Origin of the sequence: Clostridium amylolyticum, assembly GCF_900142075.1 — a bacterium.
In the GTDB taxonomy this organism is placed as follows: Bacteria; Bacillota; Clostridia; order Clostridiales; family Clostridiaceae; genus Clostridium_AA; species Clostridium_AA amylolyticum.
The window spans coordinates 321,973-346,013 of record NZ_FQZO01000003.1; the positions used below are offsets into that span (position 1 = coordinate 321,973).

Annotated in this window: 26 protein-coding genes; 23 read left to right on the forward strand and 3 right to left on the reverse strand. The window is 34.1% G+C overall.

The genetic code is table 11. From position 1 onward, the window contains the following. The first annotated feature begins 20 nt into the window (after positions 1 to 20). The 12 genes from celB (at position 21) to BUA82_RS08790 (ending at position 12,427) form a co-directional block, all read left to right on the forward strand. A complete protein-coding gene (celB, locus tag BUA82_RS08735) occupies positions 21 to 1,355 on the forward strand; it encodes a PTS cellobiose transporter subunit IIC (protein WP_073006716.1) in 1,335 nt (444 codons plus the stop codon). 80 nt (positions 1,356 to 1,435) lie between these two features. Beyond that, positions 1,436 to 1,894: a hypothetical protein gene (locus BUA82_RS08740; protein ID WP_073006718.1), complete on the forward strand. Its 459-nt coding sequence runs from the start codon at positions 1,436 to 1,438 to the stop codon at positions 1,892 to 1,894. A gap of 13 nt (positions 1,895 to 1,907) precedes the next feature. Beyond that, positions 1,908 to 3,296, forward strand: a complete 1,389-nt coding sequence (locus BUA82_RS08745) for a glycoside hydrolase family 1 protein (protein WP_073006721.1) — start codon at positions 1,908 to 1,910, stop codon at positions 3,294 to 3,296. 21 nt (positions 3,297 to 3,317) lie between these two features. Continuing rightward, the gene (locus tag BUA82_RS08750) at positions 3,318 to 4,634 is read left to right on the forward strand and encodes a 6-phospho-beta-glucosidase (RefSeq protein ID WP_242948944.1); all 1,317 of its coding nucleotides are present in this window, start codon (positions 3,318 to 3,320) and stop codon (positions 4,632 to 4,634) included. 486 nt (positions 4,635 to 5,120) lie between these two features. After that, positions 5,121 to 6,080 (forward strand): 6-phosphofructokinase, encoded by a 960-nt coding sequence (gene pfkA / locus BUA82_RS08755; protein ID WP_073007166.1) that lies wholly within the window; start codon positions 5,121 to 5,123, stop codon positions 6,078 to 6,080. Between the two features lie 96 nt (positions 6,081 to 6,176). Continuing rightward, on the forward strand, positions 6,177 to 7,595 hold the full coding sequence (gene pyk / locus BUA82_RS08760; RefSeq protein WP_073006725.1) for a pyruvate kinase: 1,419 nt from the start codon (positions 6,177 to 6,179) through the stop codon (positions 7,593 to 7,595). Positions 7,596 to 8,078: 483 nt separating this feature from the next. Further along, positions 8,079 to 8,438, forward strand: coding sequence for a DUF1540 domain-containing protein (locus BUA82_RS08765; protein ID WP_073006726.1), 360 nt, complete (start codon positions 8,079 to 8,081; stop codon positions 8,436 to 8,438). 95 nt (positions 8,439 to 8,533) lie between these two features. Further along, complete coding sequence (rlmD, locus tag BUA82_RS08770) at positions 8,534 to 9,901, forward strand: 23S rRNA (uracil(1939)-C(5))-methyltransferase RlmD (protein ID WP_073006729.1); 1,368 nt, start codon at positions 8,534 to 8,536, stop codon at positions 9,899 to 9,901. 11 nt (positions 9,902 to 9,912) lie between these two features. Next, the gene (locus BUA82_RS08775; protein ID WP_073006731.1) at positions 9,913 to 10,107 is read left to right on the forward strand and encodes a YwbE family protein; all 195 of its coding nucleotides are present in this window, start codon (positions 9,913 to 9,915) and stop codon (positions 10,105 to 10,107) included. Positions 10,108 to 10,544: 437 nt separating this feature from the next. Further along, positions 10,545 to 10,814: a CD3324 family protein gene (locus tag BUA82_RS08780; RefSeq protein ID WP_073006734.1), complete on the forward strand. Its 270-nt coding sequence runs from the start codon at positions 10,545 to 10,547 to the stop codon at positions 10,812 to 10,814. A gap of 177 nt (positions 10,815 to 10,991) precedes the next feature. After that, complete coding sequence (locus tag BUA82_RS08785) at positions 10,992 to 11,405, forward strand: RidA family protein (protein ID WP_073006736.1); 414 nt, start codon at positions 10,992 to 10,994, stop codon at positions 11,403 to 11,405. A 440-nt stretch (positions 11,406 to 11,845) separates the two neighbouring features. Beyond that, a complete protein-coding gene (locus BUA82_RS08790) occupies positions 11,846 to 12,427 on the forward strand; it encodes a hypothetical protein (RefSeq protein WP_073006739.1) in 582 nt (193 codons plus the stop codon). Positions 12,428 to 12,785: 358 nt separating this feature from the next. On the opposite strand, the gene BUA82_RS08795 is transcribed toward BUA82_RS08790, so the two are convergent. Both BUA82_RS08795 and BUA82_RS21120 read right to left on the reverse strand, forming a co-directional pair. Next, on the reverse strand, positions 12,786 to 13,544 hold the full coding sequence (locus tag BUA82_RS08795; protein ID WP_073006741.1) for a Nif3-like dinuclear metal center hexameric protein: 759 nt from the start codon (positions 13,542 to 13,544) through the stop codon (positions 12,786 to 12,788). A 71-nt stretch (positions 13,545 to 13,615) separates the two neighbouring features. Further along, complete coding sequence (locus BUA82_RS21120; protein ID WP_278321572.1) at positions 13,616 to 13,738, reverse strand: hypothetical protein; 123 nt, start codon at positions 13,736 to 13,738, stop codon at positions 13,616 to 13,618. Between the two features lie 300 nt (positions 13,739 to 14,038). On the opposite strand from BUA82_RS21120, the gene BUA82_RS08800 reads away from it, so the two are divergent. From BUA82_RS08800 to BUA82_RS08840, 10 genes are all read left to right on the forward strand, one after another. After that, a complete protein-coding gene (locus tag BUA82_RS08800; RefSeq protein ID WP_073006744.1) occupies positions 14,039 to 14,749 on the forward strand; it encodes a response regulator transcription factor in 711 nt (236 codons plus the stop codon). Then, positions 14,746 to 15,816 (forward strand): sensor histidine kinase, encoded by a 1,071-nt coding sequence (locus BUA82_RS08805; protein ID WP_073006746.1) that lies wholly within the window; start codon positions 14,746 to 14,748, stop codon positions 15,814 to 15,816. Before BUA82_RS08800 ends, BUA82_RS08805 begins: the two co-directional genes overlap by 4 nt. Positions 15,817 to 15,922: 106 nt before the next feature. Next, a complete protein-coding gene (locus tag BUA82_RS08810) occupies positions 15,923 to 16,567 on the forward strand; it encodes an ABC transporter ATP-binding protein (RefSeq protein WP_073006748.1) in 645 nt (214 codons plus the stop codon). A 38-nt stretch (positions 16,568 to 16,605) separates the two neighbouring features. Then, complete coding sequence (locus BUA82_RS08815) at positions 16,606 to 16,962, forward strand: hypothetical protein (protein WP_073006750.1); 357 nt, start codon at positions 16,606 to 16,608, stop codon at positions 16,960 to 16,962. Between the two features lie 52 nt (positions 16,963 to 17,014). After that, on the forward strand, positions 17,015 to 18,994 hold the full coding sequence (locus BUA82_RS08820; protein WP_242948945.1) for a hypothetical protein: 1,980 nt from the start codon (positions 17,015 to 17,017) through the stop codon (positions 18,992 to 18,994). Then, positions 18,969 to 19,253 carry a hypothetical protein gene (locus tag BUA82_RS20460; protein ID WP_143148600.1) on the forward strand — a complete coding sequence of 95 codons (285 nt, stop codon included), beginning with the start codon at positions 18,969 to 18,971 and terminating at the stop codon, positions 19,251 to 19,253. Before BUA82_RS08820 ends, BUA82_RS20460 begins: the two co-directional genes overlap by 26 nt. Beyond that, on the forward strand, positions 19,174 to 19,500 hold the full coding sequence (locus tag BUA82_RS20960; RefSeq protein WP_242948946.1) for a hypothetical protein: 327 nt from the start codon (positions 19,174 to 19,176) through the stop codon (positions 19,498 to 19,500). Before BUA82_RS20460 ends, BUA82_RS20960 begins: the two co-directional genes overlap by 80 nt. 45 nt (positions 19,501 to 19,545) lie before the next feature. Then, positions 19,546 to 19,686 carry a GH3 family acyl-acid amido synthetase gene (locus BUA82_RS21220; protein ID WP_143148608.1) on the forward strand — a complete coding sequence of 47 codons (141 nt, stop codon included), beginning with the start codon at positions 19,546 to 19,548 and terminating at the stop codon, positions 19,684 to 19,686. After that, positions 19,649 to 19,927, forward strand: coding sequence for a GH3 family acyl-acid amido synthetase (locus tag BUA82_RS08835; RefSeq protein WP_073006753.1), 279 nt, complete (start codon positions 19,649 to 19,651; stop codon positions 19,925 to 19,927). Before BUA82_RS21220 ends, BUA82_RS08835 begins: the two co-directional genes overlap by 38 nt. After that, positions 19,893 to 20,597 (forward strand): GH3 domain-containing protein, encoded by a 705-nt coding sequence (locus BUA82_RS08840; protein ID WP_073006755.1) that lies wholly within the window; start codon positions 19,893 to 19,895, stop codon positions 20,595 to 20,597. The genes BUA82_RS08835 and BUA82_RS08840 overlap by 35 nt, the downstream gene beginning before the upstream one ends. Before the next feature lie 395 nt (positions 20,598 to 20,992). On the opposite strand, the gene BUA82_RS08845 is transcribed toward BUA82_RS08840, so the two are convergent. Beyond that, positions 20,993 to 22,168 carry a hypothetical protein gene (locus BUA82_RS08845; RefSeq protein WP_073006757.1) on the reverse strand — a complete coding sequence of 392 codons (1,176 nt, stop codon included), beginning with the start codon at positions 22,166 to 22,168 and terminating at the stop codon, positions 20,993 to 20,995. A 615-nt stretch (positions 22,169 to 22,783) separates the two neighbouring features. Between BUA82_RS08845 and BUA82_RS08850 the strand changes: the two genes are divergently transcribed. Continuing rightward, positions 22,784 to 23,848 (forward strand): FAD-binding protein, encoded by a 1,065-nt coding sequence (locus BUA82_RS08850; protein WP_073007173.1) that lies wholly within the window; start codon positions 22,784 to 22,786, stop codon positions 23,846 to 23,848. Positions 23,849 to 24,041: the final 193 nt, after the last annotated feature.

A 24,041-nucleotide genomic window follows, 5' to 3' on the forward strand; every position in this document is an offset into this window, starting at 1 on the left:
AAAATATTGGGGGAGATATTATGAGTAAGATAATGGACACCATGGAAAATAAGCTTATGCCAGTGGCGAGTAAGATTTCTGGTAATAAGTACTTAACAGCTATCCGTGATGGATTTATGCTGGCTATGCCTTTACTAATTATTGGAGCTATGTCACTACTATTTGCCAATTTCCCTATTAAAGGCTATGCAGAGTTTATGACTAAAATATTTGGACCAAATTGGAATGTATTTTTTGTAAGACCTTTTGAAGCCACTATGGCAATAATGACTATATTTGTGGTTTTTGGTATAGCTAATAGCTTAGCTCAGCAGTATGAGTTAGAAGGAATAAGCTCTGCAGCTATAGCTTTAGTAGCATTTTTCATACTTACACCTTTTATGACTAACTTTACTCCTGAGGGAAGCAAAGAAATTTTTAAAATTACCGATGTAATTCCCATGGAGTGGATAGGAGCTAAAGGACTTTTTGTAGGTATGATAACTGCCGTTTTATCCGTAGAAATCATTAGATTTGTAGTAAATAGAGGTTGGGTAATAAAGATGCCAGAAGGCGTGCCACCTACAGTTTCTAAGGCTTTCTCAGCACTAATACCTGCTACCATAGTAATAATATTCTTTGATGTAATTAGGTTGATATTCACTTTTACTTCTTTTGAAACCATTCATGGATTTATATATAAAGTACTTCAATCTCCATTAACTGCTTTAGGAGACAGTTTAGGAGCAACCCTTATAGCTAACTTATTTATAGGATTGTTCTGGGTATTTGGTATTCATGGTGCCAATATTGTGGGATCAGTAATGAGCCCTATATGGATATCCTTATCCGCTGAAAACCTTGCAGCTTTTCAAGCAGGAAAAGAGCTTCCACACATAATAACTCAACAATTCCAAGAAATATATCTTCAATTGGGAGGATCTGGTGCAACTTTAGCTTTATGTATAGCTATGATCTTTGTTTGCAGATCTCAACAGTGTAAAAAGCTAGGAAAGCTAGCTATTCTTCCAGGTTTGTTTAATATAAATGAGCCAATAACTTTTGGGCTTCCTGTAGTGCTTAATCCTATTATGATGATTCCATTTATTTTAACACCAATGATTTTAGCTGTAGTTTGCTACCTTGCAATTTCCTTAGGATTAGTTCCTCCTCCTTCTGGTGTAATAGTTCCTTGGACTACACCACCTATAGTTGGTGGGTTCTTAATAGCAGGATTTAGAGGTGCATTGCTTCAAGTAGTAGAATTGGCCATAAGCTTTTTAATATACCTTCCATTCTTAAGAGTAGTTGATAAACAGTATTATGAACAAGAAAAATCTTATGACAATGCTGCAGGAGCAACATTAAATAATTAATTTTCTAGTTTAATTTTTTCAGGTGGCTATACCCATAGTCACCTGAATGTATATATAAGAATATAGAAAGGATAGATTAAATGACTTTATTAGAAGAATTTAAAATAAGCATAACAAAACCTCAGCATTATTCTAAATTGAAAAATCAATCTCTCTTAAAGATATTTAGGTTCCAACTATTAACCTCCATAGTGGGGATTATAATTTTATTTATAGCACAGTTCATTAAGTCCTTATTTTTTGGAGGAATAGGAAGCTTCATAAGTTCTTACAAGAATATTTCCATACCCTATTTGCTAGGAACTATTCTTTATATGTGGATAGGCATTGTATTCACCGCATTGATTCTATCCATTATTTTCTATGCATTTAGCTATTTTAAAGCTTCCAATAATTTAAGTTTTAAAGATGTATACAATTATATTGCTCATTCATTGATAGTATGCGCCTTGGTAGCACCCTTTATGGGACCTTTTGTTATATTTATAGTTATTAGCATATATGTATATGCCACAAAAACTGAAAAGATAAATGCCTGAAGGAGGTAGTAAAATGGATTTACAATGTAAGTTTCCTAAGGATTTTTGGTGGGGAGCCGCGGCTTCAGCACCACAAACTGAAGGAGCAGCAGATTTAGATAGAAAAGGTAAAAATATTTGGGATTATTGGTATGAAAATGAACCTAATAGGTTTTTTAATAATGTGGGACCTTCTGTAACTTCTAATTTTTATCACACCTACAAAGAAGATATTCAACTTATGAAAGCTTTAAATTTTAACTCTTACAGAACCTCTATATCCTGGTCAAGGCTTATACCAGGTGGTAAGGGGACGGTTAATGCAAAAGCTGCAAATTTTTATAATAATGTGATAAATGAGCTTATAGCAAAGGGGATAGAACCTTTTATAAATCTATATCACTTTGATATGCCTTTAGAAATGCAAGCTATTGGAGGATGGGAAAGCAAAGAAGTGGTGAAGGCTTACGTAAATTATGCTAGGACCTGTTTTCAATTATTTGGAGATAGGGTGAAGAGATGGACTACCTTTAATGAGCCTATAGTACCAGCAGAAGGGGGATATCTTTATAATTTTCATTATCCAGACATAGTAGACTTTAAAAAAGCTATACAGGTGGCTTATAACACCATGGTGGCCAGCGCTAAAGCTATTAAAGAGTTTAGAAAGTTAAATATAGAGGGAGGGAAAATAGGCATAGTGCTCAGCCTAAGCCCCACCTATCCCAGAAGCCATAATCCAGCGGATATAAAAGCTGCTTCTATAGCAGATTTAATGATAAATAGAAGCTTTCTAGATCCTTCAGTTAAAGGGTGTTATCCAGAAGAATTGATAAAACTTTTAAAGGAGTATAATCATCTGCCAGATTACAATGTGGATGAGTTAGAAGAAATTAAAAATAATACTATAGATTATTTAGGGGTTAATTATTATCAACCTAGAAGAGCTAAAGCAAAGGCTTGTTTACCTAATCTTGAGGCACCTTTTATGCCAGATTATTTCTTTGACAATTATGAAATGCCAGGAAGAAAGATGAATCCTTACAGAGGATGGGAGATATATGAAAAGGGCATATATGACATAATGATAAACATCAAAGAAAATTATGATAATATTGAAAGCTTTGTTTCTGAAAATGGTATGGGTGTGGAAAATGAAGAGAGATTTTTAAAGGATGATTTTATTCAAGATGACTATAGAATAAAATTTATAAAAGATCATTTAAGGTGGCTAAATAAAGCCATAGAAGAAGGTTGCAACGCTAAAGGCTATCATCTGTGGACCTTTATGGATAACTGGTCTTGGTTAAATGCATATAAGAATAGATATGGTCTAGTTTCAGTGGATATAGAAACTCAAAAAAGAACTATTAAAAAAAGCGGATATTGGTATAAAGAATTAATTAAAAATAATGGTTTTTAATATTTAATGGAGGTGTTATTTTTGAAGAAAGGTATTAAGATAGTGACAATAGGAGGAGGGTCAAGCTACACTCCTGAGATAGTGGAAGGTTTTATAAATAGAAAGCTCTCTGGAGAATTGCCCATAGAAGATCTATATCTAGTGGACATTGAAGAAGGAAAGGAAAAGCTTGAAATAGTAGGAAGCCTTGCTAAAAGGATGATAGAAAAGTCTGGTGCAGATATAAAGGTTCACCTTACCTTAGATAGGAGAGAAGCCTTAAAGGATGCTGACTTTGTCACCACTCAGTTTAGAGTGGGACTTATGGAAGCTAGAATAAGGGATGAGAAGATTCCTTTAAGATATAATCTAATTGGACAAGAAACCACTGGAGCAGGAGGCTTTGCTAAAGCGCAAAGAACCATACCAGTGATATTGGATATATGCAAAGACATGGAAGAGTTATGCCCTAAGGCTTGGCTTATAAACTTCACCAATCCATCAGGGATAGTTACAGAAGCAGTGTTAAAACATAGCAAAATAAAAGCTATAGGTCTTTGCAATGTACCGATAGGTATGGTAAATGTCATAGCTGAACTTTATGGAGTAAGTGCTGACAGGATTTATATAGAATTTGCGGGACTTAACCATTTAGTTTGGGGGAGAAATATATATAAAGATGGAATAAATGTTACCCAAGAAGTATTAGAGTTTATAGCTAAAGGTAAATCTCCTAATATGGAGAATATACCAGACATAGAGCTAAACAAGGAACTTATAGAAGCATTAGGAGTGCTGCCTTGCCCTTACCATAGATACTACTATTTAAGTGACACCATGCTTCAAAAGTGCTTAAAGGATGCAGAAGAAAAAGGCACTAGAGGAGAAGTGGTAAGAGAATTAGAAGAAAGCTTATTTGAGTTATATAAGGATCCTAATTTAAATATTAAACCACCTCAATTAGCCAAAAGAGGCGGAGCTCATTACAGCGAAGCAGCGGTAAACCTTATAAATTCCATTTATAATGACAAAAAGGACATACAATATGTTAATATAAGAAATAACGGAGCCATATTGGATTTACCAGAAGACGTAGCCATAGAATGCAATTGCGTCATAGACAAAAATGGAGCTCATCCTATTCATATAGGACATCTAGAAACCAGCATGAGGGGGCTTACTCAAGTGGTTAAAGCCTACGAAGAACTCACTATTGAAGCGGCGGTATCAGGAGATTATAATCAAGCCCTAAAAGCACTCACCATACATCCGTTGGTAAATGACTCTATAAAAGCTAAAAAGGTTTTAGACGACATACTAGAAGAAAACAAAGAATATTTACCACAGTATAAGAAATAATTGAGAATTTAGAATTGAGAATTTAAAATGAAGGAGGAAACTCGCAGAGTTTCTTTAAATGTAGGTAGGGAAGAAGCTTCTGGGGAAGCTTCTTTTTTTCAGGGAAAGTTTTAGCTGATTTTAAAATATTAGAAAAATTTTGTGACCTAAAAAAATATAAGCACCACAAAGTTTATTATATCTTAAAAAAAACGTACATATTGCCGTATCTGAAAAAATATCAGTGTCCCCAAAGGCCTCAAGTCTTTGGACACCTCTACATGAATTCTTTGAAACTCAGCTAGGAGTTTCTTCCTCCATTCTTAACTCTAAATTCTCAATTCTCAATTAGTTAACATATCCTTAACTTTATAAGGTTATAATAAAGACATAGTAATTGTTGAAAAATTGTCGTATTTTTTGTAAAATAAACTTAGCAACATATGTGGGTTAGTTTAAAGACATATGGGATAAAATTTGTCCCTGTATAGGAGGAAGTAGATTATGATTAAAAAAATTGCTATTTTAACTAGTGGTGGAGATGCCCCGGGAATGAATGCTGCTATAAGAGCAGTGGTAAGGATGGCGGTGTATAATGGATTAGAAGTTATGGGAGTTAGAAGAGGCTTTGCTGGTCTTATTAACGGTGAGCTTTTTAGAATGGATAGACATAGTGTTTCGGACATAATTCAAAGAGGCGGAACTATGCTTAGAACCGCAAGATGTGAAGAGTTTAAGAATGAAGAAGTAAGACAAAAAGCTGCAAACATACTTCAAGCTTATGGAATAGATGCTTTAGTAGTTATCGGTGGAGATGGTTCCTTTACTGGTGCAAAACTATTGTCCAAACTTGGAGTAGCGGCAGTAGGTATACCTGGTACCATAGATAATGACCTATCCTATACAGACTATACCATAGGTTTTGATACTGCTCTTAACACTGTTCACGATGCAATTAACAAACTTAGAGATACTTCCACTTCCCACGAAAGAGTAAGTGTTATAGAGGTTATGGGAAGACGATGTGGAGATATAGCACTTTATGCAGGATTAGCAGGAGGAGCTGAAGGGATTATAGTTCCAGAAAAGAATTTTGATAAAGAAGAGCTTATAAGAACTATATTAGATGGTAAAAATACTGGGAAAATGCATAATATTATAGTTCTAGCTGAAGGTGTAGGCGGAGCTAATGAACTTGCTAGCTTTATAGAAAATATATCAGGGTTAGAGACTAGGGCTACCATTCTTGGTCATATTCAAAGAGGTGGTTCACCTACAGTAAATGATATAGTACTTGCTTCTAGGTTAGGTGCAAAAGCAGTAGAGGTTCTTATGAAGGGTGAGACTGCAAGAGTAGTTGGTATAAGGGATAACCAAATAATAGATGAAGATATTGATGAAGCTCTTGCTAAAAAGAGAAACTTTGATGATAATCTATATGAAATAGCTAAAATTCTATCATTATAATTAGTTTTCTGATAATATTAACTTAAAAGGATACATATTAATGAGAATTAACTGAAATTTTAAAATGGGAAATTATAGCAAGGGAGTGTTGTATTAATGAGAAATACAAAAATAGTATGTACCATAGGACCTGCCAGTGAGAAGGAAGAAACGTTATGTAAAATAATAGAAGCGGGTATGAGCGCTTCAAGACATAACTTTTCTCATGGAGATCATGAAGAGCACGCAGCGAGAATAAAGATGGTGAAAGAGCTATCCAAGAGATACAACAAGCATATTCCTATAATATTAGATACCAAAGGACCAGAAATAAGAACAGGAAAGTTTGAAGGGAACAAAGTAGAACTTACCTCAGGTTCAGAATTTGTTATATATGCTGGTGAAGAAGTGTTAGGAGATGCAACAAAATGTTCTGTAACCTATTCAGGATTAGCTGAAGATGTGAAGGCTGGAGATAGAATCCTAATAGATGACGGCCTAGTAGGCTTAGAGGTTAAAAGGGTTGAAGGGAAAAAGATATATACTATAGTAAGTAACTCTGGTGTAGTGGGAACTCATAAAGGAGTAAATGTACCAGGAGTTTCTATAAAGCTTCCTGCTATGACCAGCAAAGATATTGATGATTTAAAATTTGGTTGTGAAATAGGAGTTAACATTATAGCAGCTTCTTTTATAAGAAAGGCAGAAGATGTTAAGGCTATAAGAGAAATTCTTAACTCAAATGGAGGAGAAAACATACACATTTTCTCAAAGATAGAAAACCAAGAAGGCGTAGACAACATAGATGAAATACTAGAAGCTTCAGATGGTATAATGGTGGCAAGAGGAGACCTAGGAGTGGAAATTCCTATAGAAAAGGTACCTTCAGTGCAAAAGATGATTATTGAGAAGTGTAATAGATTAGGAAAACCAGTTATCACTGCCACACAAATGTTAGATTCTATGATAAGAAACCCAAGACCAACAAGAGCTGAGGTTTCTGACGTAGCTAATGCTATATTAGATGGAACTGATGCTATAATGCTTAGCGGAGAAAGTGCTAACGGAAGCTGGCCAGTAGAATCAGTTAGAACTATGGCTACCATCGCTTCAGAAGCAGAGCAACATTTAACTTATGAATCTGCAACTTTAAAATTAGGCAAACGTGCTAAAACTATTGGTGGAGCTATAAGTAGATCTACTTGTAATGTAGCTATGGAACTAAATGCAGCAGCAATCATAACCTCTACTCAATCAGGATCTACAGCAAGAAGAGTTTCAAGATATAGGCCAGAGTGCCCAATAATTGCAGTTACTTTCCATGAGCATGTAGCAAAACAACTTGCTTTAGTTTGGGGAGTATACCCAATGCTAGCAGAAAAAATTGAAACTACAGATGAAATGATCGCTCAAGCTACAGAGGTAGCAAAACAATCTGGTTTTGTTAAAAAGGGAGATACAGTGGTTCTAGCAGCAGGACTTCCTATAAATGAAATTGGTTCTACAAATATGCTTAAAGTTAGTATTGTAGAGTAGTTTGAGTATCATATATAAAGTATTTAAAGCCACCTTAAGGTGGCTTTAAAAAGTTCACGAAAAGTTAACACATTAAAACTTTTTAATTTAATATAATTAAGTGTATATTCTTTTTTAAATTTGGACAAAATAGTAAGATGATTAAATGGCAACTGATTCTTTTACTTAGCACCTAAGGGTGCTCTTTTTTTTGCTGAAAATCTGCAAAAGTAAGGATTATTGAATATTATTTTAATATTATACTAAAAATATACTAATAATATTTTATTATCTTAAAATATTATAGTAAAAGTATTAGTGTTGTAGTTAATATTATTTTTTATCCGATAGCTAACGCTCCTAATATTCTCCCTTCTTCAAAGTGGTGGGATAATGAGCGCTAAGCTCCTGGATAAGTTCTTCTAAGCTTCAGATGGAGTAAGTATTCCTTTTAAGTAAGTCCATCTGAAGTTTAGAATCACTTGATAATTGTAGGAGGTAAAGATGACAAGATTAAGTTGTAATGCTTCAAGTTGTATAAACTATACAGGTGGTTTTTGTGCAGCAGCTACTATACATGTAATTGGTGGTGATGCCAAAACTTCTAAGGAAACTCGCTGTAGTACCTTTGCAGAAAGAGGAGTGATGAATGCCTTTGCCGGAATGGCTAACACTAATATTTCCGGTGAACTTAGACAACTTATAACCATGGAGGAGTATGCTTTAACCCCTAATATACTATGTGAAGCTGAAAAATGCAGGTACAATATGAAGGGGAGATGTAGTGCCTCTAATATACAAATAATTGGTGAAAAGGCGGAAACAACAGAAGAAACTCAGTGTGAAACCTTCAGAGAAGTATAGTTAATCTTCTTTTCCTTGACTTTATAGAGTAATTAAAGGAAAATTGATGATGAATTATAGTTTATAGTTTTAAATTGAATTAAAAGGTGATAATTTTGATAGAAAAAAACAAAGAATATGAATTAGACATAATTGCACAGGGTTATGAAGGGGAAGGCATTTCAAAAACTTCTGAAGGCTTCACTATTTTTATTCCTGAAGCTTTAAAAGGGGAAAAGGTAAGAGTCAAAATAGTAAAGAGTAAGAAGAGCTATGCTTATGGCAAGCTTATAGAAATACTTAAACCTTCTAAGAATAGAGAAATTCCAATTTGTCCTATATATAAAAGATGCGGAGGTTGCTCTCTGCAGCATACCTCCTATAATTCTCAGCTGGAATTTAAAACTGAGAGGGTTAAAGATTGCATGAGTAAAATAGCCAAAATAAATCCTGATATAGTTAAACCAGCCATAGGTATGAAAAATCCTTACAGATACAGGAATAAGGTTCAATTACCAGTAGGAAGTAACAATGGTGAGCTTCAAATTGGCTTTTTTGCCCCAAGAAGCCATGACATCATAGACATGAAAAGCTGCTATATACAAGACGAAGTGGCAGATAAAGCAGTAGATATCATAAGAAAATGGATATTAAAGAATAACATAAAACCTTATATAGTGGATGGACAATACTCTCCTGAGGGTGTATTAAGGCACATAATGGTTAGAAAAGGCTTTAAGACCAATGAGGTGATGGTGGTATTAGTTACTACCACAGAAAAACTTCCTCATAAAGAAGAGCTTATTTTAGAACTTGCTCAGAGCATTCCAGAAATAAAAAGCATTATGCTTAACATAAATACAAAACCTACCAATGTCATCCTTGGGGAAAAAAGCTTAGTGCTTTATGGAAAGGATCATATAAGTGATTATATAGGAAATTTTAAGTTTAATATATCTCCTTTATCCTTTTTTCAAGTAAACCCTGTACAAACAGAAATTTTATACGCTAAAGCCTTAGAATTTGCTGAGCTTACCGGCAATGAAACAGTATTTGATGCCTACTGCGGCACAGGCACCATATCCTTATTCCTGTCCCAAAAGGCAAAAAGGGTATATGGTGTAGAGATAGTGCCACAAGCCATAGAAAATGCTATACACAATGCTAAAGAAAATAACGTGAAAAATGCGGAATTTCATGTAGGTGAAGCAGAAAAAATAATCCCTGAAATGATAAGTCAAGGAATAAAAGCTGAAGTAGTGGTAGTAGACCCACCAAGAAAAGGCTGTGAAAAAGCGCTGTTAGAAGCCATAGCTAAAATGTCCCCAGAAAGGATAGTATATGTTTCCTGCGATCCAAGCACCCTAGCTAGAGATTTAGCAATATTAGAAGAAATGAACTATGAAACTAAAGAAGTACAATCCGTGGACATGTTTCCTCAAACGGCACATATAGAAAACGTTGCTTTAATAACAAGAAAGTAGGGGATGTGGTAATGACAGGAACAAAGAGGGGAAATATAAAGCCAGGCACAAAGGTAAGAGTTGTACAAAAGCAGGATCAGCCTACAGGCAAATTGACAGAAGGCATTGTCCTTAAAATCCTCACAAATTCACCGAATCACCCCCATGGTATTAAGGTTATGCTTGAGGGTGGTGTCGTAGGGAGAATTAAGGAGATTATAGAATAAAAATTTATTGTTGTGGTCTAAGATAGAGTATAATGTATGCCTTAATTTGAGAAAAGTAACAACTGAGTTAATATAAAATTGTCCCCGTTAAATGGACAATAGAAAAATAAAAATCGGTCATGGCATCAACCATGAATTTTGGTTGGCGTCATTTTCTATGCTTGAGCCTTTATATTATTAAGTTTATACTAAATATAGAGAAAATTTATGAGTTATGAGGCTGGAACCTCTTTTAAATACAAATAAGGAGTGTGATATCATGAATATTAATCTCATGGATAGAAAAATGCTTAAAATGCTCTGTGCAAAGTCTGTAGGTATGGGTTTGGGCGACAATTTGCACAGAGATAGATATTTAGTCGCTTTTGATAAATAAATTCATACATATACAGGCTTTGTTTCCTTAATTAAATAATAAATTTAAGGAAGTGAGCTTTGTGAAATATGTAAGAATTGATAGAATATTACCAGATGATTTAATTAAAGAAATTCAAAAATATATCCAAGGTGAATATGTATACATCCCTTCCCTTCCTGAAAAGAGAAAAAGATGGGGTGAAAAATCTAAAAGCCGAGATTATCTAAAAGCCAGAAATGCAAAGATACTAAACCAATATATAGGTGGGCAATCAATTAGCAACCTGGCTGAAGAATTCTTTCTTTCAGATAGTAGTATTAAGAAAATTGTATATAAAAAAGATAAGTAGGTTAAAGCTACCACTCTTTCAATGTGTGGTAGCTTTTGTGTAAAAGATGATATAGAAATGATTATTATCTTTCTTAAAAAATGTAGAAGCTTTAAAATGATATTGAACATAAAATTCATTTAAAAAATGAATTTGTAATTCTTCTCGTAGATATTAGAACAAAAGGAGAGAATCAAAGTGAATAAAAAAATATCATTAATTCATTCTACAAATTTAGCTCCAGTAGATTATGCTTATGCTGGACGTATACCTTCAGGAATGGACTTATTATTTTTGGCGGGGGCATGTCCTATTAATAAAAATGGAGAAGTGCCCAGCTTGAGTGATTATGAGCTTCAGGCAAAACTTTGTGTAGAGAATTTGAAGGAAGCACTGAAGGACTGTGGGGCTACTTTGGAAGACGTAGTATATACTAGAGTTCTTGTAGCATCTCATAATCAGTCAGATTTGGTAACTGCATGGGAAACAATAAGAAAAGAATTTGGTAATCATGATGTTCCAAGCATCTTATTTGGAGTTACAGTATTAGGATATACAAATCAATTGGTGGAAATTGAAGCAGTAGCAGCAGTAGAAAACGATACAAAATAATTGAAGTATAGAGTTGAACTAATTCGCATTACTCTTATTTAACATCATAATTATTAAATGGAAAAGTGGCTTACTTTTATTGGTAAGCCTAACTTTATGAGTAATATTATTTTTATTAGGTAAATTTCACTACATCTTTTATATTGGAACTTGTCTATGGTCAGCACTCTACACACGCGGAGTGTGTGACTTTATTAGTGAAAGAATAGTGGGTAATAAAAATTGAATATAGTTTAAGAATTGCTTAGTTAGATAATATGTAATATAATACAATTAATAATATATATAATTACACAATAAAATATTTTTGAACATAAAGGAAAAGGACAGAATAGATGATGCTATTTTGTTCTTTTTGCTTATTAAAAATAAGTAATAATACTTGATGTGCTATTGTCATATTAATATTATAAAATAAATTAAAAACGGAGGAAAATAAAATGGCAAGAGTTTATGGAATAAAAAAAGGATTAGCCCAAAATAATGTTGATGACAAAACCACTAAAGAAATAATAGGCAACGGCAACCTCATCAATGTGATTGAGCGGATGGAAAACACACTGGACTCAGATACCCTGCATCAGATTTTGGATTCCAACGCATGTACCGGAGGTAAGGAATTTCTAAAACGATGTGAAAAAATCGGAAAGGAAATCGCGGATAAAACATTGAGTGAAAGGATAGCTCATGTTAACAGCATATCTTCCGACTCCGAAAAAATCATCCTCAACGCTGACAACACATTATCAGTAAAATGGTCTTTTGATAACAATGGGAAATATAAATGCGTTTGTTCTGCCACCGTTATAACAGGCGTAAGGGTTTCAGAGCTTGCTTTAGAAAATAACAAGGCTGGCGATTGCGTCATGCCGCTGTCGTATTGTTACTGTTGCGCCGGGTCAGGCCGTCGCCACTTACAGTTACAGCTTGGTGTTGAACTGAAAACAAAAGAAGTAATTTCTTCGCCGATAAACAGCAAAGGTGAAAAGCCATGCGAATTTATTTTTGAAATTGTGGGTTAGCCCCATGTTTTCAATGGATTAGGATAATTTTACAATGTAATCAGTTGTCACATTAGAAATAGTATAATAATGAAAAATTAAAAGCTAAAGATATATTTATAAGCCTAAAAAGAACTCAACGACTTATGGGTAAACTTTCTATAAAATCAATAGTATGTAGAAAATTCAGACCCTATTCATCAAAAAATAAGGTTGAAAACAGAGAGAATATACGTACTCTCGAGCCATTTTGTAGTCTCTTTAGATGCAACAATACCATTTACAGAAATATCAGGTAGAATGATGGATTTTGAACACTCTCTAGCTGTATAATTTTCAATTTGGCAAAATCCATCGTCTCCATGAGTGCAGAAGGGAATTATCTATTTGCTTCATAATGTTCTTCATTGAGTCTCACTACTTCAAGTTCTTTTTTATTCTCATTCAATTTCAATGCTAAACTTTGAATTCCAAAGAATTCTGTGAAGGTATGACTCCCAATGATAAGATTTATCCCTTTAAACTTAGCATATTGAATGGTATACAAATTGCATTCACCTGTAATGTATACATCACACTTATTTTCAACTGCTTCCTTAAGGCAAGTTGTTGTCCCTCCATTACCACAGACTAAGCCCACTCGCTTCACCTTTTTGTCATTAAACCGCCAAGATTTAACTGGTTCTTCAAGTAGATTCTCAATATTTTTTATTAATTCATTAAATTCAATCTCTTCATCATATTCTGCGGCTCTACCAAAATATAAGCCTTCCCATTCGTGGGTCCTTTTAATATTTTTTAAATTCAATTTTTTTAATAAACTATCATTTGTTCCAAAGTCACAGTCATCAAGCGGCAAGTGATTATAGTAGTGACTTATACCATACTCTTCTAGTTTTTCTATGCATGCCTCTTTTAACCCATATATTTCATCCCATGCATCGTGGTGTGTTACCATCATATCAACTCCATGAACTCTTGCTTCTTCTATAGTTTCAAGCGTTAGGTTAACACAGTATCCTAATTTTTTAACTTTTTTATCTGCATGGTATGTAATCCCAGATTCACTAGAATAGATTTCCTTACTTGTTACATTAAAAAGATCATTAATTTTTTTCACAATATGTGAAACATCCATATACTTACCTCCTCAATTTCATCATGTTTTGCCTTCAATTCTCATCATTATCTTGGTTGTAATCAATTTATTTATATTACATCATAATACAAATAAATTGTGTACTCACATTTTTCATACAGCTTACCTTTTAGTATCTCTACCTGCTCCTTCAGCTTCTCATTCTCTTCTTCAAGTTCTCTGATCTTAACCATTATATCACACCCATATATTTCCTACATAAAAGCAATTAAATGACCTTGGATAATTAGAATGATAATAAAGAAAAATGGTTAAGCTTGGTTGATAAATTGATAGGGGAATTGTATATTATAGTTGGGTATAAATAGGATTGTATCTAAAAGTGTAGGTGGAAATCTTGGCTAGATTGATCTAGGTATAATATAAATGGATTGATTAATTTGATGAGTAGTATGATTTAAAAGGTATTTAACAAATAGAAAATCTATTAAATATTTAATACTTTATCTAAAGACTCTAGAGGGGGATAAAATATGAAAGAAAGCATACTTATTATAGAAGACGAAATAGGATTGATTAAAATGCTAAAGAGGTTATTAGAAAAGGAAGGGTTCCCAAAAATATATCAAGCTGAATCAGGTCTTGAGGCTTTAAAAATTATCAAGGAAAATAGAATTGATTTAATATTACTTGATGTTATGCTTCCCGATATAGATGGTTTTAATTTATGTCAACAAATTAGAGATATTTCCGATGTGCCAATTATATTTTTGACTGCACGTACTGGTGATATTGATAAATTAACAGGATTTTCTGTAGGTGGAGATGACTATATAACGAAACCTTTTAATCCACTTGAAGTATCAGCTCGAATAAAAGCTATTTTACATCGTCAAAGGAGAGTACTGCCAAAAGACACAAATATATTCCAAACAGATTATTTCACCTTACATTTTGACCAAGCAAAGTTAATTGTGAATGGAGAGGAAGTAAGTTGTCCAGCTATGGAATTTCAATTACTAAAATTTATGTGTCAACATCCTAAGCAGGTTTTTAGTGTAGACCAGCTATATGAAAATATATGGAAAGATTACAGTGGTATAGGTAAAGAAAATACGGTTATGGTTCATATTAGTCGTTTACGCCAGAAAATTGAGAAAGACCCCAAGCATCCTGTGTATTTAAAAAATGTAAGAGGATTAGGGTATATATTAAATCCCGAGAATCGTGAGGGAGCTCAATGAAACTAGAAAAAAAGATTTCATTAGCTTTAATCATTGTCTTTTTAACTTTTGGTGCACTTTTTTTTATCACAGGATTTTCTATTTTCAGGCTATTAAACAATATCCTGGTGTTGGATAAATTAATAATTTATGTTTTATTTCCTTTACTATTTATTGGCGGATTTATGCTTATTGCAGTCATTATTAACCGACGAATTAGGAACCCACTTACTTTCTTTATACGATGGATCGATCAATTATCACTTGGGAATTTTAAAATGCCAGATACGATAAATAAGCATTCTATAAAAGATATGGAATTTGGGCCATTTTTGGAACTTAAAATAAAACTTGATGGCTTAACTAATCAACTTAAAAAGGTAGAAGAAGAACGGAAAGAACTTGAAGAAACAAGAAGAAAATGGACAGCAGGCATAACACATGATTTAAAAACACCGCTTTCATATGTAAAAGGTTACGCAGCAATGCTTCGATCCGAACATAAATGGAACGAGGCGGAAATCAAAGAATTTGCTAATATTATTGAGGAAAAGTCATTATATATGGAACAATTAATTAATGATTTAAGTGTTGTTTACGAATTTGAAAAAATGCAAATCCCAGTAAATTTACAAACTGCTAATTTAGTTGAGTTTGTAAAAGATGTATTAGAAGACTTCCAAAAATATCCCATTCCTAATGATTATCCAATTCATTTAGATATTAAGGAGAAAGATGTTATCTTATTATCTTTTGACCCTATATTATTAAAAAGAGCATTAGAAAACTTTATAATGAATGCTATTTCCCATAATCCTATTGGAACGATCGTAACGATTATATTGGAGAAAGTAAAAAACTCCACCGTCATAGAAGTTAATGACAATGGTATTGGAATGGATAATAAAATGGTTGAACAATTATTTAATCAATATTACCGTGGGACAACTACAGACAAATCACCTCTTGGATCTGGACTTGGTATGTCTATTGGTAAACAATTTATTGAAAAACAAGGTGGAAAAATTAAAGTAGAAAGTGAGCCGGGAAAAGGTACAAAGATTAAAATTAAGTTTCCAGAACAATAATTAAGGTTGTATTAAGACACCATTTATATGGTGTTTATTTTTTTGTTTTATAATGTAAGTAATACTCAATTAGTAGAGTTAAAAAATAACTAAGTAGGTGGAGAACATGTTAATTGAAGCTCAGAATATTTCGGTGAAAATTGGTAAACGATCTATACTTAATGGAGAATCTGTTTGTTGTAAACCAGGTATAATGACAGCTTTAGTAGGTCCAAGCGGGTCAGGGAAAACAACACTTTTACATTGTCTTGGTTTGTTGCTCCCTGTGGATAATGGGAGTATTCTTTTAAATGGGAATGATATTACAAATTATAGAACAGTAGCACGTCGGCGCTTTTGGCAAGAACATGCGGCATTTATACTTCAGGATTATGGCATTATGGATGAGGAGTCGGTAGCTTTCAACGTAACGATGCAATCAAGCATAATTCGTAAGCATATTTCTGGAAATAAGGCATTATTGATGCAATCTCTTGAGCAAACGGGACTTAAAGATAGAGAGAAAGAATTGGCAGGTCATCTAAGTGGGGGTGAAAAGCAACGGCTAGCATTAGCTCGTGCTATTTATAAGGATGCAAATGTCCTATTCGTTGATGAACCAACTGCTTCACTAGATGAATCCAATCGTCAGCTCGTTATTCGACTACTTAAGGAATTTGCAAAACGCGGTGGAACGGTTATTGTATCAACACATGACTCCGAAATGATTGATGCGTGCCATACAATCCATCAAATCAGTTCCAAAAAATAATTTATGAATCAGAAAACGATTACAAATGGAGGATACCTATGAAATTAACTTTCAAAAAAATAATTAGTATTATTATTGTTCTATTGTTAGGAATAGCACTTGCACTAATCAACGGTTGGCTACCAATATCATCTAAAAATACTCATCCGCCATGTGATCAGCTTCCTTCTGTTGCAGAAGTGACTGAAGCATTAGCGAATCATAAAAGCTTCGCTAAAGAAATTGAAAGTCTTGGAGAAAACATTAAAGTAGAAGTTGGACTACCGTGTTCAGATGATGAAAATCGGGCTCTTATTCAGATTAAGTACAAATCGAAATCTGAAGAGGAAGCTATTCGTAATTTGATTGAAATCAGTGAAGGATTTGGAGTTCCCATACATTTGGTGAAACGCTAGTGTTTAAAATACAATGTAGATTTTTTAAAGGGAAAAAGAGGTGAATGAATAGATGAATATGTATAAACGTATAATTATTGTTGTTTCGTTTATATTATTTTCTTTACTTGCATTAGTTGCAGCAATTATTACTGATTTGAATGATCGAGATTTTCCACAGGCTATCGGAAGCAAAAGTAGGATTGATATTCGCTTCAATCAATCAGAAATTTCCATCAATGAAGCATTTTTAAAGTTGGCTGAACTTGATACGAACTTGAATCTTAGACTGGTCAAGGTCACACCAGATTTTGATAAGGGGGGGGATAGCGAAATTTTTGCTACCCTTAACGATAACGCCTTACCAAATGAATTTACTTGGTTTCGCGGTGACCATACGGCTAAGATTGTTAATAAAAATCGACTTGCCAACTCTTTTCCTGATGGGGTATATCTGGTGACTGGTAATACTTCACATTTAGATGAATTTGTGGACAGCCTAAAAAGTATCGGAGGAGAAGTAGTTAGACGGGACGTTTCGGTTTTAGAAAGCCTTCTATTTGTTGTCAAAGAAAGGGGATTTGCTGCTGCGGTCCTAGCATCACTTGCTCTCATTTCATCGCTTTCTTTATTTTGGTTGTCCATGAAGGCACGCGGACGGGCACTACGGGTTCTCGGTGGTTGTCCTACTACGCGAATTCAAATGCAAGATATCACAGGGTTTGGTGAGGCATTGCTTGTTTCAGCGGGAATTGTTGCTGTAGTTTCAACAAGCTACATAGGTATTTTTCATGGTTTAATTTATATCAATATATACCTCAAGGTGTTAATAAGTTTACAAGTATTTGTTATCATTTTATCTGTTTTTATTACACTTATTATGTCAACTTCCGCATGGCCTAGTGTGATGATGCTTGTGAACAGACAACCACCGGTAAGGAGCCTTCGTTCAGTTGCTATTGTCATACAAGCTTTGACATTTGTTTTAGTCGTGTCCTCAGTAAGTCCAGCTTGGTCTACATATAAACAATCACTCGCCATTGCAGATGAAATGGCGCAGTGGAAAAAGCTTGCAGATCAAGTGTCAATTGTGTTTGCAACAGATATTAATGAAATGGATCGTACTGAGACGAAAATTGGAGAATTGGTAAAAGATGCGGAGTCAGCAGAAAATGTCGCACTTTCTTATACCTACACGAAAGAAATGTGGCCATCGGTTGATTTTGGTGATTATACAGCTATTTCTTTTGTAAATGAACGCTGGCTTGACCTAGTTAGTGGAGAAATGGAAAACTCTGTTGTAGCATCCGTTTCCCAACAAAGCATTCCAGAAAATCTTATTCGTGAAATTAGAGAACAATTACTTATTTTATCTAGAAAAGGGGATATTGACAATGTGCTCCAAAAGTTGCAGTTTCGCCAAACTGTTGAAAAATTTCGTTTTCCAGTCATACTAGGTGGTGGGGGCGGAAGCCTTCACTTTGGGGATAATATACTATTAGTTGTTATACCTTCACTGTACGACACATTCAATGATTCTAATTTAACATCCATTATCTCTACTAGCAACATAATCTTTACTGGAGTAACAGCTACAGAACAATTGTTAGAACGACATCAACTTGATGTACAAACGCTTCGTAAACAAGGGTTCCAAGGAGAACTACAGGTTGTTTATATTGCTGAAGAGGGAATACTACGCGCACAGTTTGCAGTATACCTTGTATGGCTGCAAAACCTTTCGTTAATTACTCTAATTATTGCTTTCAGCATTGCTACGGCAATTAGTGCCTTAATCTTCGCAACATTGCAAGCTAAGCGTGACTTTCCATTAAGATTGTCAGGGAAATCTTGGATAAGAATTATTCAAAGTCGCGTATTGAAGGAATTTCTCGCGGGGATTATTCTTATAATAATTGTGATTCTACTACAGAAGCCTGATGAAGTAAAAATTACATTAATAACTGCAGTATATGGATTGTTTATTGTTTTGATATCCCATTTATCTGCTGTACATTGGTGTTTTAATGGCGTTAGTAGACGAAGAATTTAATCTAGTGGCAAAATTGTTAGCTCATATGTTAATGAAGTATATCATTCCTTTTAATACGATGTTTGAAATAATGCATATGACCAGGACTCCTGAGACCATGGGAGGTATAGAGTTTTCTGGCCGTGACTCCAAGATGTTAGAAATGTTAGAGAGGCTTGAAAAGTCTGATGCCTGGAATAATGCAAAAAAGACCATGGATAAAAGGCATACAAGAAGAAGATACAAAAACTGCAAGAAGAATAATTTCAAAATCACTTAATGTAAAAGAATTTATGGATGTTCGTAAATATATATGGAAAGCGCCCAATGATGCCAGAAACTCAAGACTTTGGAATGCCTTTTTATGGAGGCTATGTTGTAGGATATCATGTAATACAGGCATATCTAAGATTGCTAGAGGATTTTGCCAAATTGAAAATGATATAGCTAGAGAATGTTCGAAGGCCATTATTCTACCTGGTCTTGCTGTAAATGGTGCTGTTGCATCAGAAGAGGTTGCAAAATGACTTGAGACAATTGGTAAACGCATAAAAGTCATGGACGCTTTTTAAATATTAACTAGTGATCCAGTAGAGTTTTTTTCTTTAAGGTCAGGTACAACTGGCAGCCAAAAATTTATCCCAATTACTTCGACTTCTAGAGCCAGAACCAACAATGATAACACCAGGGGGAATCCCAGCCGGAGCTGGTAATTCAGAAGGAATTAAAGCAGCAAAGCATATCTTACCATACATGTGGGTTTCTCCTATTGAAGTACTGGAAATTCCTGAACAGGAAACCGCAAACTATCTTCATGCGCTGTTTGCTCTTAAAAACAGGGAGTTGTCCTATATTGCTTCTCCTTTTCCTTCAAATATCGTTCAGGTATTTGGAGTAATAGAAGAAAATTGGGAACGGCTTGTATTGGATATTGCCATGGGAACTATCAATTAGTATTTATGTAAAAAAACTCAGATATTTTATAGGTAACCTTCCTATTTTCTCATCAGTTTATGCTGCATCAGAGGCTCTTATTGTTATGGCTGTGAAGCCAGAGGATGCAACATATGTAGTTACACCAAGGACAGCTTTCTTTGAGTTTATTCCTTTAAATAAAATGGATTCACTTAATCCTGATACCTTATGTTTGGACGAGCTTGAAATTGGTGAAAGATATGAGATTATGATAACCAATTTTTCAGGGGTTTACCGCTATCGTATAGGTGATGTAGTTAAGGTGGTTGACTACTATGGTAATAGTCCAGTTATAGAGTTTTCGTATAGAAAAGGACAACTCCTTAACTTAGTGGCAGAAAAGACAACAGAATCAGCAGTACATCATTCCATAATCACCTCAATAAAAAAATGGGGTGTAGATCTTGTTGACTACACAGCTATACAAGATCTAAGTGAAACTGTAGGGTGTTATAAGTTTTATGTGGAGGTAAATAATACGGAAACGTTAATGTGTAATAAGGAAGAAAAAAGGATGATTTTAGAAGAAGCTATAAGAAAAGCAAATCCCACATACATGGTAGCACAAAAAGCCGGGCGTATTGCTCCATTAAAGCTTGAGGTAGTTGTAGCTGGAACCTTCAAAAAGGCGCTTCATCAAATCAAGTGAAGGTTCCTAGAGTAATAAATGATGAAAAACTGATTTCCATACTAGATGAAGGATGTAATAGTTTAAAAGAAACTTATAAAAATCAATCTTTTACTGCATAACAGAGATTCTCTTTTGTGTTGATGGGAAAACTAAGGATAATTATGCAGAACAGTACTAACATTGCAAATAAGAAAGTACTTTATTGACAATTAGGTTTTACTAATAAAGTAGGTTCATAATTTGTATATGTTAAACCCTCTGGTATGTCAGAGGGTTTACTTTTGGTTAAATAGAGACTGATGTTGGTTGTTATGCTTAGTCATTCTTTTTTAGAAACTGCTTCAAAAAAGAGGCTGAGAATAATTTTTTCAACCTCTTTAATACTTACACTAAGATTCTAGACACTAACAGTATCATTTATTTTTGTCATGCTTATCATTGAAATCATAATAACATGAATTAAAATAGAGAGGATTTACATATGTACCACAGGGGTAGTATTCTCCCATAACTTCTGGTGGAACGATTTGCCCTTCGGGTACATTCTTTGCTGTATAAGGAAATCCTTGGTACACCTGATTGTTTCTGTAGAAAAGGGTAAGTGGAACCAAAGGCAGTTTACTGGCATCAATCCAACTAAAACCATTTTCCGGGGTCACAGTAGATGGACGTGGTGCTCCAAAGCTTATAACAAGATTTACGTAACCCTTCCTATCGATAATGGTTTGAAAGTCACTAAGGCTGTAAAGTCCTAATAAGCCCACTCGTGTTATAAAAGACATACTCCAGTATCGCATTTCCTCATTCCCTAATATTCCGATATTATGATAGGTGTCGGGAAATGTGGGAGCTTTCCAGCGAATAAATAACAACTTACCGAGGTCTCTTTTAATTTGATCGGAAATTACATAGACTGTATTTAGATCAGGCTGTAAAATTCTTGTTGCGATGGCACTTATACGACTCCAGGTTAAATCGCAATTTCGTTCAACCATATCACTACAGCGCTGAAAGGAAGTTTCTTTGTTAAAAACATTTACCTGGTTTAGTAGATTCTCAGCCTGAGTAATTTTATCAATAGTTAAGGAAATGCTTTTATTTATGAAATCCTTTCTTGCAGCACAGTAAGTGATTTTTGGAAGTCCTACACCACCGGTCTTATCATAGCCAATGCTGGGAACATAAATTCGGAATCCAATGAGCCCAAATCTATTGGGTGTGCCATCTTTTAAAGTCCCAGCATAAAAGGTATTATTACCTGCCTCAGGGACAAAATGCTCGGACCCCTGCGGTGGTGCAGTAGAACGGATTCTTATAGTATAATTACGATTCTCTGCATTCCAATCAGCACCAGGCAAAAAAGGATTGGTACTTCCCGGGTCAGGAATTAATGCTCGGTCAGGTGCTGTAGCTATGACAGTGTCGATTTGTCCACTTAAAGTGAAAGACATATATCTTGAATATGGGAATTGTCCTTTTATAACAATCTCTGTATCGGGATCCACTTCATACGGAAAAACATAATAGTTAGCATTGAAGTCCCCTAACATTAGCAAAGAGTTACTTGGTTGGTGAATCCATTTCTGCATAAAAAACACTCCTTAAAATAGTATTTTTTCTGTTTTATAATATGCCTGGATTGACTATTTGTGATTAAAAGGGATGGGAGTCCTTATCTTTTAATTTATACAGTGAAGACCATAAAGACTTTTGACAAGGATGTCATAGAAGGAACATCAATAAAATTCGCCTATGCAAGAGGAAGAATTAAGCTGCATATTTATATAATTTATGTAAAATTGATGGAATCTCAATTCACCACCTCAATCCTAAATTGTAAAATTGAATAAATTTGTTCCTCAATTGTAAAACGAAATTCCATAGCAAGAAATCTATTTACGATAAAAAAATATTGTGCTATATTAAAAAAATATTGATAAACAATAAATAATTGTTTATTATAGTGATATAAGGCTTAATAGTAAATCGAGAAGTCATTTTGTAATCCGAGATGTAATGTTTGCAACCAACAATTAAATATTTGTAACCGAAATGCAGGTTTTGTAAAGGAAAAGCTATATTTGTAATCAAAATAAAGTTTGATTTTTAAGCCTATTTGTATTGTAAATGAAGTTTTGTTTTTTTAAACAAAAATCCTAAATAGATTTATATAAGGGGGAATAAAGGTGAAAGAAGAAACTACTATGACATATGATATTGCGATTATAGGGTTAGGGCCTGCAGGTGCCTTACTGGCAAGGCTGCTTTCAAAAAAATATAAGATTATTGCCATTGACAAAAAAGACTCTGTGGAAAAGGGATTTCAGAAACCTTGCGGTGGATTGCTTTCTTCCGACGCTCAGAAAGCATTGGCAGGATTAGACTTATGCCTTCCTAAAGATGTTATGGTAGATCCACAAATTTTCGCTGTTAAAACTATAGATTTGAAAAATGATCTCATACGCCATTATCAACGATTTTATATTAACCTTCATCGCCATAAATTTGATTTATGGTTGAAATCACTTATTCCCAATCATGTGGAGGTTCATAGTAATTCACGTTGCTCTGCTGTTGAAAAAATATCGGAAGGTTATCGCATTACATTTCATGAAAATGGTATGGAGCATGTAATTGCTGCAAAATATCTAGTAGGTGCAGACGGTGCTAATTCCTTGGTGCGTAGTACCCTTTATCCTAAAAAGAAAATACGGACTTATATGTCAATCCAGCAATGGTTTGTTGAAACACATGCCAATCCATTTTATTCCTGCATTTTCGATTTAGAAAATACAGATTGCTGTTCTTGGTCCATCTCAAAAGATAATCAATTTATTTTTGGCGGTGCATTTCCTATGGATAATTCCCGAAAAAGGTTTGAAAATCAGAAAAGAAAGCTGGAAAAAAATGGATTTAAGTTCGGAAAGCCTATAAAAACCGAGGCTTGCATGGTACTGAGACCATCATCATTCTATGATTTTTGTTGCGGGAAGAACAATGCTTTTTTAATTGGGGAAGCTGCTGGTTTTATCAGTCCAAGTTCCCTTGAGGGAATTAGTTCAGCTATCAATAGCGCTCAGATTTTAAGCGAAGTATTAAATGCTGATAGTAAAAATGCTAACAGAAAATATAGATTAAAGACTTTTAACATCCGTTTGAAGATATCTTTAAAACTACTGAAATGCCCATTTATGTATAATTCTTTTTTACGTAAGATTGTATTAAAAAGTAGATTGCAGAGTATTGATATTACATCCATACAAGGTTAAACTTTCATATGAAATTTTGAACTAACAACTGGATATATATTTCCAGTTGTTAGTTCGTTTTAAATATTGGAGAAAAAAATAGACTTCATGGTCAATAATATTAGAGTAAAAATTTCTACATCCTTCAGTACTATACACATATCAAGTAGAAAATGATATAATTTTATATAATTATTGGTAAATAATTTTATTA

Coding starts and splice junctions, on each gene's coding strand:
- BUA82_RS08850 (WP_073007173.1), top strand. CDS start 22,784: ATGACATATGATATTGCGATTATAGGGTTAGGGCCTGCAGGTGCCTTA.
- BUA82_RS08845 (WP_073006757.1), bottom strand. CDS start 22,168: ATGCAGAAATGGATTCACCAACCAAGTAACTCTTTGCTAATGTTAGGG.
- BUA82_RS08790 (WP_073006739.1), top strand. CDS start 11,846: ATGGCAAGAGTTTATGGAATAAAAAAAGGATTAGCCCAAAATAATGTT.
- celB (WP_073006716.1), top strand. CDS start 21: ATGAGTAAGATAATGGACACCATGGAAAATAAGCTTATGCCAGTGGCG.
- BUA82_RS20960 (WP_242948946.1), top strand. CDS start 19,174: ATGCAAAAAAGACCATGGATAAAAGGCATACAAGAAGAAGATACAAAA.
- BUA82_RS08740 (WP_073006718.1), top strand. CDS start 1,436: ATGACTTTATTAGAAGAATTTAAAATAAGCATAACAAAACCTCAGCAT.
- BUA82_RS08800 (WP_073006744.1), top strand. CDS start 14,039: ATGAAAGAAAGCATACTTATTATAGAAGACGAAATAGGATTGATTAAA.
- BUA82_RS08745 (WP_073006721.1), top strand. CDS start 1,908: ATGGATTTACAATGTAAGTTTCCTAAGGATTTTTGGTGGGGAGCCGCG.
- BUA82_RS08775 (WP_073006731.1), top strand. CDS start 9,913: ATGACAGGAACAAAGAGGGGAAATATAAAGCCAGGCACAAAGGTAAGA.
- BUA82_RS21120 (WP_278321572.1), bottom strand. CDS start 13,738: ATGGTTAAGATCAGAGAACTTGAAGAAGAGAATGAGAAGCTGAAGGAG.
- BUA82_RS08765 (WP_073006726.1), top strand. CDS start 8,079: ATGACAAGATTAAGTTGTAATGCTTCAAGTTGTATAAACTATACAGGT.
- BUA82_RS08805 (WP_073006746.1), top strand. CDS start 14,746: ATGAAACTAGAAAAAAAGATTTCATTAGCTTTAATCATTGTCTTTTTA.
- BUA82_RS08815 (WP_073006750.1), top strand. CDS start 16,606: ATGAAATTAACTTTCAAAAAAATAATTAGTATTATTATTGTTCTATTG.
- BUA82_RS08820 (WP_242948945.1), top strand. CDS start 17,015: ATGAATATGTATAAACGTATAATTATTGTTGTTTCGTTTATATTATTT.
- BUA82_RS08835 (WP_073006753.1), top strand. CDS start 19,649: ATGATAACACCAGGGGGAATCCCAGCCGGAGCTGGTAATTCAGAAGGA.
- BUA82_RS20460 (WP_143148600.1), top strand. CDS start 18,969: ATGGCGTTAGTAGACGAAGAATTTAATCTAGTGGCAAAATTGTTAGCT.
- BUA82_RS08810 (WP_073006748.1), top strand. CDS start 15,923: ATGTTAATTGAAGCTCAGAATATTTCGGTGAAAATTGGTAAACGATCT.
- pyk (WP_073006725.1), top strand. CDS start 6,177: ATGAGAAATACAAAAATAGTATGTACCATAGGACCTGCCAGTGAGAAG.
- BUA82_RS08795 (WP_073006741.1), bottom strand. CDS start 13,544: ATGGATGTTTCACATATTGTGAAAAAAATTAATGATCTTTTTAATGTA.